We start from the raw sequence: 13352 nt of genomic DNA on the forward strand, positions 1-13352 counted from the left end.
TTTTAGTGTTTTGCTTGAAAGACATTACCTTGGCCCATAGGGCGAGATTCGTTTGAGTTAATGAATGCTTTTACCCAATTGTGATGTTGGTGGGTAACACTATCAGGCAATAAGGTCTGCAGTGGCTGCCCTAATAATTCAACATCCGCATAGCCAAATAAACGATTTAGCGCGGTATTTGTATACATTATTTTGCTGTCAATATTGACCTGGAGGATACCACTAGCTGTAGATTCGAGCAGCTTGTGATAAAAAGATTCATTCATAGTTTGTACATATTCCTTTTCGTAATATAACTTATAGCACTTTTTTGGCGTTTGATCACAAAATATATGACAATTTTTGTCACCCATTGTAACTGAATTTGTTATGATCGACTCACTAAAGATTTAATCCGAGATCCTTTGTGCAAACCGTAAAAGAACCATCCTTCACTTGGCGTTTTTTATTACCCCAATACTGGTTAGTCTGGCTTGGGCTGTCGCTTTTATTCCTTATTACTTTGTTACCGCTTTCGATTTTGCGCAAATTGGCAAAGGTCAATACTTACCTGTTACACAAATTAGCTAAAAAACGAGTTGCTATTGCGCGCACTAACATTGCCTTGGCTTTCCCTGATATGCCTGCCGATGAACAAGTTGCCTTGGTGAACAAAAATATTGAAGTCGCTGGTATGGCTTTATTCGAGACGGCGATGGGCTGGTGGTGGCCTACTCGTCGTTTACAACCATTGCTCGAGATTGAGGGCCAAGAGCACTTGGAAAGTATTCTTGCGCAAGGCAAAGGCGCATTTACTATGGCACTGCACAACATGAATGCAGAAGTGAGTTTGCGTCTACTTGGTTTGTACCATCCTTGTGTCGCGTTTTATCGTCCGCACAACAATAAACTGATGGATTATGTGCAGTACAAAGGTAGAGCGCGTTCGAACAAATATTTGATTGATAAGCGCAGTTCACGCACTCTTATCGATGCTTTGAATCAAGGCGAATTATGTATTTATTTGCCCGATCAGGATTACGGAAAACGTGGGAGTATATTCGTACCCTTCTTTGGTGTTGAGAAAACGGCTACATTGACAGCCTGTTTGATGTTCGCTAAACGCGCAGACTGCATCCCTTTGATGTTAACAACACAATACACCGCAACAGGATATAAATTAAAATTTTATCCACCTATGCCAGATTTTGCCGATAAAGATGATGTAGTCGCGCTCACAGAGTTGAATCAGCAGATTGAAACGATGGTAATGGAACAACCAGAAAGTTATTTATGGATGCATAAACGCTTCAAAACGAGACCTGAAGGTGAGCCGAGTTTTTATCCCAAAAAATAACGCATAGGGTTCAGTGTCATGGCAAAGCAATCAAATCTTAAATTTTGGCTCGTGTATATCGTCATTATTATGGTAGTGGTGGGCGTCGCTCTTAGTTTGTTAGCAGTAAGAAAAAATAATCCCCCGCCCAAAGAAGCAAAATCGATTGAAAGAAATTTCTCAGATTTTTATCGCCGTGTACGTAACCAAACAGGACAACCTGAGCTTAACCAGAACAACCAATATATTGTAAAACTATCCGCACCTGTGGAGACAGTAGATGAACGCCTACAAACGATTACAACGGTTCGTGTTGGTAATACTGCTACTCAAGGTTCAGCCAAGAATCGCGTCTTTGCACAAAACAAATCACTACGCGATACCTTACAAGAATATGCACAACAAGAAGATATTTTGTTGCTGTGGGATTTGGACCAAGACTTATTAATCAAGTCTAATTTCCAAGTCAGCGATACGGTTGCAGGGACTTTACGCCTAGTGACCTCGACCATTCGGCAAAACTTTCCAGATGAAATCTATGCCTTAGAATGTCCATCCAAACGGACGATGGTCGTCACTGCGAATAAGACTCAGTTTATAGAAAAGTACTGTACCCCGATTTAACACGAGTCGGGTTAGAACAGAGCTATGAGTCACTGAAAAGAACTTTAGGGATGAAAGGTCGCATCCCAGATCATTCGTATTTGCATGGCAATATTTTTTATTTTAGTGGGTGAGTGTACGGTTGCTCTTTGTAAACCTTTGTGATGTTGATGATGCCTCAAAACGAGATAAGCATCTACCAATGTATGCATCGTTTCTAACTGAATGACACCCGCTTTACCCAATGCTTCTAGTTGGCGTAAATTATCACTAAATTCTACTAATCTTGGTACGTTATGTGTGTGTAATAAACACCAGTATTGAGTTAAGAATTCAATATCAGCCAGCGCCCCTTTGTCTTTGTCTCCTAAATGTTCGCGCATTTTTTCGCGCATTTTTACTATGTCTTCAGCCAGGTTATCTGGATTGCGAGCTTGCCCAATGATGGCATGGCGAATTTGCTTAAACTGCGCAGTGATATCGGTATTGCCAAATACAATTCTCGTTCTAACTAGGGCTTGATGCTCCCAAGTCCAGGCTTCATTTTTTTGATATGCCGCAAAAGAATCGATATGACTGATTAACAAACCTGAATTTCCTGAGGGACGCAAGCGCAGATCTAATTCATACAAGTCGCCGAGCAAAGTTTTGGTGCTGCATAAATGCATAATACGCTGGACGAGCTTGACGTAAAACTCAGTCGTCGATATGACTTTGGGACCGTTGGTACTGCCTTTGGGATCTTGATTATGGATAAACACAATATCTAAATCTGAGCTATAGCTTAGTTCTATCCCACCCAGTTTGCCATAACCGATAATGGCTAAACCCGTTGCTTGGGCAGATGTCTCAGGTGGTACACCGTGTTTTTCGGAAATTTGTAGCCAAGCGTGATGAACGACTTGCTCCAGAAGTGTTTCGGCCAATACAGTCAATTTGTCACTGACTTGAGCGATAGGCAAGTAATCTAATATGTCCGCTGCTGCTATACGAAAGTGCTGAGCTAATTTGAATTGTCTCAATGTTTGGATCTGTAATTCATGATCATCTGGCTCAACGCGCAAGAGGGATTGTTGTAACTCGTTGCGATAAGCGGCATGCCAAGCAGGCACATCGTGTGCTTCGCGGGTTAGATATTGGGGATGAATTAACTCATCCAGTAAAACGGGGTAAGCTAATATCCGTGCAATAATCCATTCACTGAGATCACAAAATTTAAGTAATTGTTGACGAACTTGGGCATTTTCGTACATTAATTCTAAGTAAGTGGTGCGAGAGGCGACGGCTTTGATGATTTTTCCTAGTGCTTTTAAACAGGTTTCACTATGAGCTAAAAAATGCTCATGGATATCCATCAAAAACAAGGGCATTAATTTATTGAGTATGGCTTCACCACGATCACCGACGGAATATACGGCAACATTTTTTTTGAGTGCCTGTAACTCGTCATAAAAACCTAATGTTGCGGGTTCTGCCAAAGATGCTGCCATTTCTGCCGGGCTCATCGACAATGACCACAGGTCATCCCAGATACTAAAGTCTTCACTGGCTACATCTGTAGAACCACTGTCAACTCTAATTAATGCTGAGAAATAGCCGTTGACGATCGCCATACAGTTGTGAATATAGTTGATTAAATCCGCATAGTCTTTTACTGGGAGGAAGTCGACTTGAGTATGTGCGTTGTCTTTTCCGTTATTCGGGGTAGTTTGTGCAAGATAAGGCGCACACACTGCGACTAAAGCGTCTTGTTCTTGTGCTGTTTTCGGTAGAGTCTGCGTTTGGGTATTATTGTATTGTTGTAAGCTATGTTCCACTTTCCGTAACACCAAATAAGCGTGTTTTAGTGCGTGGACTTCATGGGGTTCCATCAGTGCTTCACCCACAATGGTATCCAATGCACAAAACAGAGATGGATCTTGTAACGCTTTGATCCTACCACCATAGATGAGTTGAAAACTTTGCGCTAGAAACTCTACTTCGCGAATACCACCAGCACCGAGCTTGATATTATCCACTAAATTACGGCGACGGTTTTCCTGAACAATTTTTTGTTTTAAATCGCGCAGTGCTTCAATGACGCTAAAATCTACATAACGACGATAGATAAAGGGTCTTAAGATTTGGGCCAACTCAGCACTATAAGTATCACTCGGGTTTAAAATTCGCGCTTTGAGCATCGCAAAACGCTCCCAGCTGCGTCCTTGTTGTTGGTAATAATCTTCCATAGCTGAGAAAGGCATCACCAGAGGGCCACTTTCTCCAAACGGACGCAGACGCATATCAACTCGATACACTTGACCATCCACCGTAACGGTGTCCAACAGATGTATCGTTTTTTGGGCTACTTTGATAAAAAATTCTTGGTACTCTAGAGGTTTTCGCCTTTCGCTAAATTCACCTGAGGCAGGGTAGGTAAAAATAAGGTCGATATCTGAGGAGAAATTCAATTCACCGCCACCTAATTTACCCATCCCTAAAATATATAAATGCTGGGGGCCATGCTCACCTTGGGGAGTACCATAACGCTTTTGTAAGGCGTTATAAGCGCATGTATAAGCCTGCATTATTAGGACCGAAGCTAAGTCAGATACTTGGGTCAACGAACACGTAATGCTTTGTTGGTTGTTGAGATCTCTGGTTGCAATATGGGCCATACAAAAATGCCGAAACTGCCTAAGTCGGGCAAGTTGGGTTACTTCTGTATCGATTCCTGCCATAAAATTTTGCAGTAATAATGTGAGTGAATCAGGGGGCGGAAGAGGCTGATTCAGGTCCAAGTGTTCGGTCATAAAGGATAAAGCGTCAGGATACTGTTCAAAAACATGTTCGACAAATGGACTTAACTCACATGCTTGCGTGATCATATTTTGTGTTTGGACTGGTAGCAAAGCGAATTCAGCTGCTGGCAATGACATAAAACATCTATCCTATCTAGTTAAAGCGACGCTGGGGTATAGGTCTTATTAAGACAAAGTGCTATGCTTTACCTTATCATAACTCGGCGTCAGTTTGGCGCGTATAAAAGTTAAAATTTATGGAATTATTACTCAAACTGGTCCCTTTGCCACAAGATATTGTGGGCTATATTCTGATTGATATCGTGATTGCGTTATTTTTACTCTTGTTGATACGTTGGTTGTCTGGTACGACAAACAAAATATCAGTCACCGAAGAGTTAAGTACCAAAGATAATTTCGCTTTTGGGATCAGTATCGCAGGACGGATGCTTGCGTTATGTATTGTCTTGGCTGCAGTTGTTGGGCGTCATATTGGGCTAGGCTATGAAATTGCCGCAATGGGGACGTTATTGTTTGGGGCTATTGGCATTGTGTTGATTAAAATTGGTCGCGTTACTCACGACAAATTAATTTTACACCGCTTGGATAAAGACCAAACGATTGCTGAACGCAATGCGTCAGTGGCTATCGTAGATGCATCCAGCGCAATAGCAACAGCTATTATTATTCACGGTTCTATTCAGTGGGTACAAGGGACTGATACAAATGCGGTGGTGGGAATTTTAACAGGATTCTTTATCGTCTTAATGATATTACTGTTAACCACTCGCTTATATGAACTACGTTTTGCTAAAAATAATCAAAATGATTCCTTTCAGGGCATGTTGCGTCGCAATAATTTAGCTCTGGGTATTCAGCATTCTGGAAATTTGATTGGCACCGCTTTAGTGGTGTCTGGATGTGGTCGGATCTTGGCTTATGATGCCCAAACATATATTACGAATATTACCGGGTGGCTAATAGGTGGGGTGATTGCTGCACTATCATTGGCTGTTGTGGTTGGCTTGGCCAAACGTCTAGTACTTGTTGGTATTAATTGGAAACAAGAAGTGGATGTACAAGACAATATTGGTGTTGCAGCTTTGGAGTGGGTACTCAGTGTGGGACTCGCCGCAATCGTCATTGGGGCACTGGTGTAGGTGTTGCTGAGCGTTTACACTATCTTTATTCAACAGGGTAGGGGGAACATGGGAAAGGGCATTGTTTACGTTGGGTTACCCAAGCGATTTTTTGTGCTTTGGTGAGTTGTTTTACCCAATATTCGATTTGCATAGCGGTGCGTTTGCTTGTGCAAGTCACCACATAATGCAGACGCAAAGGCCCTTTGCCTTTTAATGCCTTAGCAGTTAACTTGCCGTCAGCTTGATGCTCCGCAAACCGGCGCTCGATATCAGTCGTTACCCCACAGTACCAATGCCCTAGTTTATTTTCAATTAAGTACACAAACCATTGGGTTAAGGGGAGATCGCAACTCTTCATACTGAATGTTATACTACACAAAATAATTAATGTTGATAGTGTATGACCTTACCTGATTTTTCTCAATCCCGTATCGTAGTTGTTGGCGATCTTATGCTGGATCGTTATTTCTCTGGTGCCACTTCTCGAATATCTCCTGAGGCGCCAGTGCCAGTTGTCAAAGTCAATGATAACGAAGACCGTCCAGGTGGTGCAGCCAATGTCGCGATTAATGCAGCCGCATTAGGAGCTCAAGTGACTGTGATTGGCTTATGCGGTGCGCAAAACGGCAAAGCCGATGAAGCGGCGAAAATTCTAGAAACCGCCCTAGGTGTTCACTCGATTAACTGCCGATTTGATTATGTCGATGGTATGGACACCATTACTAAACTGCGAGTGATGAGTCGTAATCAGCAATTGTTGCGTCTGGATTTCGAGGAGTCCTTTGCAGCAGTACCGAAGTCAGGATTGCTGGAACAAGTCCGTGCGGTCATTAACGATTGTGACGTATTGATTTTATCTGATTATGCTAAAGGTACTCTTTCGCACTCTGCAGAATTGGTGGCGTTAGCGAAGCAGTGTCAGGTACCAGTGGTCGTCGACCCTAAAGGCACTGATTTTACACCGTATCGTGGTGCGACTATTATTACGCCAAACTTAGATGAGTTTACCTTGATTAAAGGGACATTTGCTAATGAGAACGAACTTGCAGAAAAAGCCCAAGCATTGCGTTCTGAGCTAGAATTGGATGCATTATTACTGACTCGTTCAGAGCAAGGTATGAGTCTATTTAGTACCAATCCTACTTATCACTTGCCCGCAAAGGCCAAAGAAGTGTATGACGTAACTGGTGCAGGTGACACCGTCATCGCTACGTTAGCAACCGCAATTGGGTCAGGCGTAGCGCTTAATGATGCTTGTGTCTTGGCTAATCACGCAGCGAGTATTGTCGTTGGCAAGCTTGGTACATCCACCGTTTCTCCCACAGAATTGGCGCTCTCGTTACAAGCCAAGGTGCATGAAGATGTTGGTGTGATGAACGCAGAGCAGCTCACTGATACTGTCCGTCGCTTACAAAGTCAGGGTAAAAAAATTGTCATGACCAATGGCTGCTTCGATATCTTGCATGCTGGTCATGTTTCTTATTTACAAGCAGCTGCTCAATTAGGTGATCGTTTGATTGTTGCAGTGAACGCAGATGCGTCTGTTACTCGTCTAAAAGGCGAGGGACGACCAGTAAATAACATCAATCGTAGGATGGCCGTTTTAGCCGGTTTGGGAGCGGTCGATTTCGTGGTACCGTTTAGTGAAGATACGCCCCAAGCACTGATTGCACAAGTATTACCTGATATCTTGGTGAAAGGGGGAGATTATACGATTGCAGAAATTGCCGGTGGCGCAGAAGTGATTGCAAATGGTGGTTCGGTGCAGGTTATGCATTTTGAGGAAGGAGTATCAACGACTGCGATTATTAAACAAATTGTGGATCAAGCTTAATTCCGTAGGGGGCATTAAACACTTCAGAAGTATGCTGGAAAGCGGTTGTTTTGACCTCACCAAATAAGGCGAATAAAAAAGGGTAAGTGCTTGGCACTTACCCTTTTTGCTTAATGGTAGTTTCTGTTAATGATAGATTTTAGGATTTACTTTTATGAAAAGCCCGTGCAATTCTATCTTTCAAGAAACTCCGGTGAATTTTGGTTGCAGTATTGCCACGACGTAGATTTAAACTTTCATCTAATTGCTTTAAGGTATACAACGCAGTTGCTTCCGCAATGTTGTCGTGACGACTGGTCTTTTCCAGACCAGATATCGCAATCAAACGCTCGACATATTCCACTTGTAGATTTTGGCGATAGGTATTTACGTCGCCGCGCATATCATCTGCAAAAATCGCTTGGGTTAAATCTTCCATCACTGCATGGAGCGGATAGGTATTTCCATATTTAGTACTGTCAGTAATACGCTTTTGTACCGCAGGATGCAAGACGTGATCAAATACACGCTTCTGCATATTCAATAATAAGTCATGGGGTTTAGGATCTTCGTTCTTACCATATCCATAAAAACCGCGACGTTGACGTTGTAAATACGCTAGCAATGGCTCAATATCATCGATTGCATCAGCAGCAAACAAATGTTTGGCTAAGGCAGCCATAGCTTGTTTTTGTTTTGCTTCAGCAACTGGCGTGTAAGGTTTGTCATATCCTGCTTGCCCAACTACAGCTCGGTTCACATGTACCCCACCAATATAGCGTGACATGACCCCAGTTTGGGTCGACATACTACCCGCTACGATATTCGCTGCAACCAACAAGTCTTGATGACTTTCCCCCGGTTGTAATACTTTATCGCGCAGTTTGGTCGCAATATCATGCATACGTTCAATGTATTGTTCTGCATAAGTGACTGCATCTGCAGACATATCACCAATCATGACATGTGGGTCAATATGTACCCCAGGTGCTCGCATATCGTCTGCATCGTTACCAAAGATATGCGCATTTAGTGTGGATTGAGACAAAATAGCCTCTAGACGTTCAGCCTCTTTGACTGGGTCTGCTAATCCGATTGAATAACCATAGTTGATCGCCCAATCATCATATGTACCAGGTGCATAATCGTAGTAATCGCCTTGTTTTTCACCGACAGGTGCAAGATTGATTGGCGCATAATCCATAACCGATGCAGTAATAGCTCCCTGAGTGACACTTGCATCATGCACATCTGTGACAGAGCGAGTCGTTGAAGCTTTCATGTTGTGATTTAAGCCTAGTGTATGACCTACTTCGTGTAAGATGAGATGGAGTAGGCCTTGGCGGGCAATTTCATTTTTATCAAGGTCATAGATATCAGCAGGTGTAGAGCCACCGCCAATCATGTCATTGCCCAATAAGTTACCCAAGGCTATCCCGGCGTTAATATCGAAACCTTTGGAACAACGCAGTGCGTTATGTCCAGATTCTTCTGCGACAGCAGAATACTGCTCATGCTCAAGAGCTAACATTGAACCTTGGGTGAACATGCCTTCATATAACCAACGGTTAGACATAAAGACAAACTCTAACATGATATCGGCACCGATAATCTGTCCGTTTTCAGGGTTCGCTAGGCTTGGTCCATAACCACCAAATGGAGCTCGTGGAGAACTTGTCCAGCGCAATACATTGTAACGCACATCATCAGCACTCCAATCAGCATCATCAGGTTGCACTCGGACTTCTAAAGCGTTACTGATACCGGCTTTCTCAAATGCGGAATTCCAAGCTAACACCCCTTCTTTAATCGTATCGCGCCACTCGACGGGGGTCGTATTTTCGATCCACCACACAATCGGTTCAACAGGATCAGATACTGCTGCGTCAGGATCTTTTTTCTCTAAATGCCAACGAGTAATAAAGTCAACGTAGGGCGTGGTGCTTGGTGTGGTTTGGTCTTCTTTGTAGGTGCCAAAATATCCCACACGAGCATCATCTTGGCGTGGTTTAAAGTTATTTTCTGGCAATTTAACAAAAGCATGCTGCAAAGAAATAGTGGTAAAACGCGCATCGGCATTCCCACCGGTACCACCGTTACGTGGTGTCATATTTTCATAGACATAATCGACCACCACATGGGTATTTTCAGGAAAGTTTGCAAAGTCGTTATAACGAGTTTTATCTTTGGATAATTTACCGAGTTTAAAGCGATCTTTATCGCGTTTGGGGTCACGCGAGGGCATGGGCGCTATGCGGTGGATGTTCTCATTCAGTACAACTGAACCTAAATCAACTACGATCTTCCCTTCGTTATCAAATTCAATTTTAGTCGAGACTAAAATGGCTTCTGAAGTATTGGCGTCTGCTGCTTTGCTCAGCGCATTATTTTTATCAAAAACATATGAGTTGTTCGGTGCAACAACATCTAGACGGTCAAAGTGCTGTCTAAACTCCAGTATTTTTTCGCTGCGGTATGCCCCGCGAAAATGTCTCACATCAGTCACGCCGTTGACGGTTTGGGCAAAATATAAAACAGGTGTGTTGAGCATATCTTTATCAATAACGAGTTTTGCTGCACCTGTTTTAGGATCTTGATAAATATCAACATAGCCCGGGATATGGGTCATATCTTCGACGATGTCAGCAAAAGTCTTCTCTTTTTTCTCATCTTCCTTTGCTGGGTCCGCCTCATCTGATTCTTTTTCTGCAGCTTCTGCAGGGTCAGCTTCCGGTGTAGACTTCTTATCATCTGTCTTTGGGGCTTTTTCTGGTACCAGCAATTCCTGCAAAGCACCGGTGATATTAGTGTTTTCAGTATCTGGTGCACCTGTCGTTTGTGCAGTCGCTGTAAAGCTCATAGACAGAGCCAGCGCGATGGCCGAAAGAGGTAAAGTAACTTTCATATTATTGTTTTCTCCTAATGTTAGCAGATTAATATATGCTGATGCGCCGATAAAGTGAAGAATAAGACTAGGATTGGATTTACAAGTTTGTAACAAAGCTTTACAAAGAGAGAAATGTAACACCATGCCAAAGAGAGTAAAACTCCTGGTATGATTTTTATTGCATAGGGAGAGAAGAGATGTCAACGTATTTACTTGGGCTTGGTGCACTTATTGCGTTTGCCGCAAATTCTGTGTTGTGTCGTATTGCGCTGCATACCACAACAATCGATCCTGCATCATTTACCACACTGAGAATAATATCTGCTGCAGGTTTTTTATCCCTGTTGGTGGTTTTTCGTTCAGTCACATCCACTACACCAGCTAAGCACAATACTTTGGCATATTTATGGCAACAAGGGACGTGGCCAGGCGTGTTTGCTTTGTTCGCTTATGCTGCTTTATTTTCGTTTGCCTACATTGAATTAACAGCGGCCACAGGGGCATTGATTTTATTCGGTTGGGTACAGTTTACGATGTTGGCAGTTGGGTTTTATCAAGGTGCTCGCTTTAGTCTTTTGCAATGGATAGGATTTAGCATCGCAGTGGCTGGGGTACTGGCCCTGTTTTTGCCATCTGTGACTCAGCCTGATATGTTTAGTGCAATCCTAATGGCTGGAGCTGGTATCGCTTGGGGTATTTATTCTTTACTAGGCAAAGGTGTACAACAACCGTTACTAATGACACAAGGTAACTTTCTAAAAAGTGTGCCATTGACTCTCTTGCTGAGTATTGTGTTAATTTCTTCTTGGTCAATAGATACGACAGGTGTGTTGCTAGCATTAGCCTCTGGCATTTTGGCTTCAGGTGTTGGGTATGCCATTTGGTATGCAGTTCTACCAAAAATTCAAGCCACAGAGGCTGCTACGATGCAGCTTTCGGTACCAGTGATTGCCACATTGGGTGGTGTTGTGTTGTTGCACGAGCCACTGACCTTAGTGTTTGTATTATCCGCATGTGCCATTTTGGGCGGGATTTTTTTAGTATTAAAACCCTCATTCAATAAACTGTAGTTTGGCGAGCTCACGGTATAATTCAGATTCAATCAGGAGCGTTTGGTGGCTCCCTTGCGCGACGACTTTACCCTCATCCATGACAATAATCGTATCCGCATGTTGGACTGTGGCCAAGCGATGCGCGATGACAATGCTCGTCCGATTAGCCATTAAATTGGCTAAACCTGCTTGCACAGAAGCTTCACTATTTGCGTCTAAGGCGCTGGTTGCTTCGTCTAACAATAATATGGGACGATTAGCTAAGATCGCCCGAGCAATTGCAATACGTTGTTTTTGTCCACCAGAAAGTTTGACTCCACGTTCACCCACTTGGGTGGCATACCCCTCCTTCAGTTTGACAATAAACTCGTGAGCGTTGGCTAATTTGGCAGCATCCTCAATCTGACTTGATGTCGCATTTTGGTCACCATAAGCAATATTCGTAGCAATATCGGTGGCAAATATCACGGGTTCTTGTGGGACCAAGGCAAACTGTTGTCTGATTTGTCCCAGTGTCAGACTTTGGTAATGATGAGCAGCCAAATAGCAGCTACCATCCGTTGCATCATAAAAGCGTAATAGGATATCAAATAAGGTCGATTTCCCAGCGCCACTAGGGCCAACTAATGCGATTTTTTGTTTTGATAACAAGCGCAATGAAATATCGTTGAGTACTAATTTATCGGTTCCTGGATAAGCAAAGCTCAATGCGTCTAATGTTAATATTGGCGTAGTATCAGCAATGGTATCAAGTGCTAAAGACGTTACCTCAGACTCTTCTGAATGAATGGGTGTTGGAGTATCGAGTAATTCTCGAATGCGTTGTGATGCGCCTTTCGCTTTTTGGATTTCACCGAAGACTTCGCTGATTGTTGCAACTGCACCACCGGCCATCATGGCATAGAAAATAAACGCACTTAAACTGCCTGGAGACATATTACCCACTATGACCGATGTCGCCCCAAGCCATGCCACAAATACGATTGCAAAAATACTAATGCCCATCACACAGATAATTAATAACGCGCGAAAATGAATCCGGTCCTGGGCCGCACGCATTGCTTCTTCAACCTTTTCATGTAACGCACTTTGGTCAGCTTCTTCTTTGGAATAAGCCTGGATGGTATGAATACCGTGTAAGGATTGGTCAATATGAGCACTCATATCTGCGACTTTATCTTGTGCTAATTGCGAATGATAACGCACTTTTTTGCCCAGCAATTTAATCGGTAACAAGATACAAGGGATTGCTAACATGACTAATAATGTGAGCTTAATTGACGTCACAAACATCAATATTAATGCTCCAACAAAAGTAACTGTGGCGCGGATGGCCATTGATAAACCTGAACCAATCACGCTCTGCAAGACCGTAGTGTCACTGGTAAATCGAGAAATAACTTCGCCGGTACGATTAGTACTATAGAAATGCATATCTAAGGCAAGCATTTTAGTGTAAAGCGCGTTGCGGATATTTGCACTCACCCGTTCACCGAGCCACAGCATATTATAAAACCGAAAATACGTTGCCACACAACCGATGAGGGCTATAGCCAAAACCCCACTCAGCATCGTTTCAAGGGTCTGTGAGTCGGCTGCGATAAACCCCTCATCAATGACATATTTAATCCCTTGTCCTAACATTAACCAACTGCCAGCACTCACTAACAGCGCAAAAAGCGCAATGCCAATACGGGTTTTATAAGGTTTTAAATAGGAGTACAGCCAAAGAATGAGTGAGGAATGCATATTTTGCGATT

10 protein-coding genes are annotated in these 13352 nt (G+C 43.0%); 5 read left to right on the plus strand and 5 right to left on the minus strand.

All coding sequences use genetic code 11. The features are described 5' to 3' along the window. Positions 1-2: 2 nt before the first annotated feature. On the minus strand, positions 3-266 hold the full coding sequence (locus tag NLF92_RS07980) for a PAS domain-containing protein (protein ID WP_254100613.1): 264 nt from the start codon (positions 264-266) through the stop codon (positions 3-5). Positions 267-406: 140 nt separating this feature from the next. Here NLF92_RS07980 and lpxL point away from each other — a divergent pair, with 140 nt between their 5' ends. After that, positions 407-1336: an LpxL/LpxP family Kdo(2)-lipid IV(A) lauroyl/palmitoleoyl acyltransferase gene (gene lpxL, locus NLF92_RS07985; RefSeq protein ID WP_254100616.1), complete on the plus strand. Its 930-nt coding sequence runs from the start codon at positions 407-409 to the stop codon at positions 1334-1336. A gap of 18 nt (positions 1337-1354) precedes the next feature. Continuing rightward, entirely contained in the window at positions 1355-1939 is a 585-nt protein-coding gene (locus NLF92_RS07990; protein WP_254100618.1) for a TcpQ domain-containing protein, read from the plus strand. A gap of 44 nt (positions 1940-1983) precedes the next feature. On the opposite strand, the gene glnE is transcribed toward NLF92_RS07990, so the two are convergent. Next, positions 1984-4836, minus strand: coding sequence for a bifunctional [glutamate--ammonia ligase]-adenylyl-L-tyrosine phosphorylase/[glutamate--ammonia-ligase] adenylyltransferase (gene glnE / locus NLF92_RS07995; RefSeq protein ID WP_254100621.1), 2853 nt, complete (start codon positions 4834-4836; stop codon positions 1984-1986). Positions 4837-4955: 119 nt separating this feature from the next. Between glnE and NLF92_RS08000 the strand changes: the two genes are divergently transcribed. Then, positions 4956-5858, plus strand: a complete 903-nt coding sequence (locus tag NLF92_RS08000) for a DUF350 domain-containing protein (protein ID WP_254100624.1) — start codon at positions 4956-4958, stop codon at positions 5856-5858. Between the two features lie 25 nt (positions 5859-5883). On the opposite strand, the gene NLF92_RS08005 is transcribed toward NLF92_RS08000, so the two are convergent. Then, on the minus strand, positions 5884-6198 hold the full coding sequence (locus NLF92_RS08005) for a GIY-YIG nuclease family protein (protein WP_254100627.1): 315 nt from the start codon (positions 6196-6198) through the stop codon (positions 5884-5886). 42 nt (positions 6199-6240) lie between these two features. Here NLF92_RS08005 and hldE point away from each other — a divergent pair, with 42 nt between their 5' ends. After that, positions 6241-7674 carry a bifunctional D-glycero-beta-D-manno-heptose-7-phosphate kinase/D-glycero-beta-D-manno-heptose 1-phosphate adenylyltransferase HldE gene (gene hldE / locus NLF92_RS08010; RefSeq protein WP_254100630.1) on the plus strand — a complete coding sequence of 478 codons (1434 nt, stop codon included), beginning with the start codon at positions 6241-6243 and terminating at the stop codon, positions 7672-7674. 139 nt (positions 7675-7813) lie between these two features. Here hldE and NLF92_RS08015 read toward each other — a convergent pair whose 3' ends face one another. After that, the gene (locus NLF92_RS08015) at positions 7814-10558 is read right to left on the minus strand and encodes a zinc-dependent metalloprotease (protein WP_254100632.1); all 2745 of its coding nucleotides are present in this window, start codon (positions 10556-10558) and stop codon (positions 7814-7816) included. 179 nt (positions 10559-10737) lie between these two features. Between NLF92_RS08015 and NLF92_RS08020 the strand changes: the two genes are divergently transcribed. After that, complete coding sequence (locus tag NLF92_RS08020; RefSeq protein WP_254100635.1) at positions 10738-11610, plus strand: DMT family transporter; 873 nt, start codon at positions 10738-10740, stop codon at positions 11608-11610. On the opposite strand, the gene NLF92_RS08025 is transcribed toward NLF92_RS08020, so the two are convergent. Continuing rightward, a complete protein-coding gene (locus tag NLF92_RS08025) occupies positions 11593-13341 on the minus strand; it encodes an ABC transporter transmembrane domain-containing protein (RefSeq protein ID WP_254100637.1) in 1749 nt (582 codons plus the stop codon). The two genes, NLF92_RS08020 and NLF92_RS08025, sit on opposite strands and share 18 nt — an antisense overlap. Positions 13342-13352 lie beyond the last annotated feature (11 nt).

It is taken from the genome of Opacimonas viscosa (genome assembly GCF_024199005.1).
Classification (GTDB): Bacteria; Pseudomonadota; Gammaproteobacteria; order Enterobacterales; family Alteromonadaceae; genus Opacimonas; species Opacimonas viscosa.

What these genes read in the sequence shown, in the direction of transcription:
- NLF92_RS08005 (WP_254100627.1), bottom strand. Translation starts at nt 6,198, where the DNA reads ATGAAGAGTTGCGATCTCCCCTTAACCCAATGGTTTGTGTACTTAATT.
- NLF92_RS08000 (WP_254100624.1), top strand. Translation starts at nt 4,956, where the DNA reads ATGGAATTATTACTCAAACTGGTCCCTTTGCCACAAGATATTGTGGGC.
- NLF92_RS08025 (WP_254100637.1), bottom strand. Translation starts at nt 13,341, where the DNA reads ATGCATTCCTCACTCATTCTTTGGCTGTACTCCTATTTAAAACCTTAT.
- NLF92_RS08020 (WP_254100635.1), top strand. Translation starts at nt 10,738, where the DNA reads ATGTCAACGTATTTACTTGGGCTTGGTGCACTTATTGCGTTTGCCGCA.
- hldE (WP_254100630.1), top strand. Translation starts at nt 6,241, where the DNA reads ATGACCTTACCTGATTTTTCTCAATCCCGTATCGTAGTTGTTGGCGAT.
- NLF92_RS07980 (WP_254100613.1), bottom strand. Translation starts at nt 266, where the DNA reads ATGAATGAATCTTTTTATCACAAGCTGCTCGAATCTACAGCTAGTGGT.
- NLF92_RS08015 (WP_254100632.1), bottom strand. Translation starts at nt 10,558, where the DNA reads ATGAAAGTTACTTTACCTCTTTCGGCCATCGCGCTGGCTCTGTCTATG.
- NLF92_RS07990 (WP_254100618.1), top strand. Translation starts at nt 1,355, where the DNA reads ATGGCAAAGCAATCAAATCTTAAATTTTGGCTCGTGTATATCGTCATT.
- glnE (WP_254100621.1), bottom strand. Translation starts at nt 4,836, where the DNA reads ATGTCATTGCCAGCAGCTGAATTCGCTTTGCTACCAGTCCAAACACAA.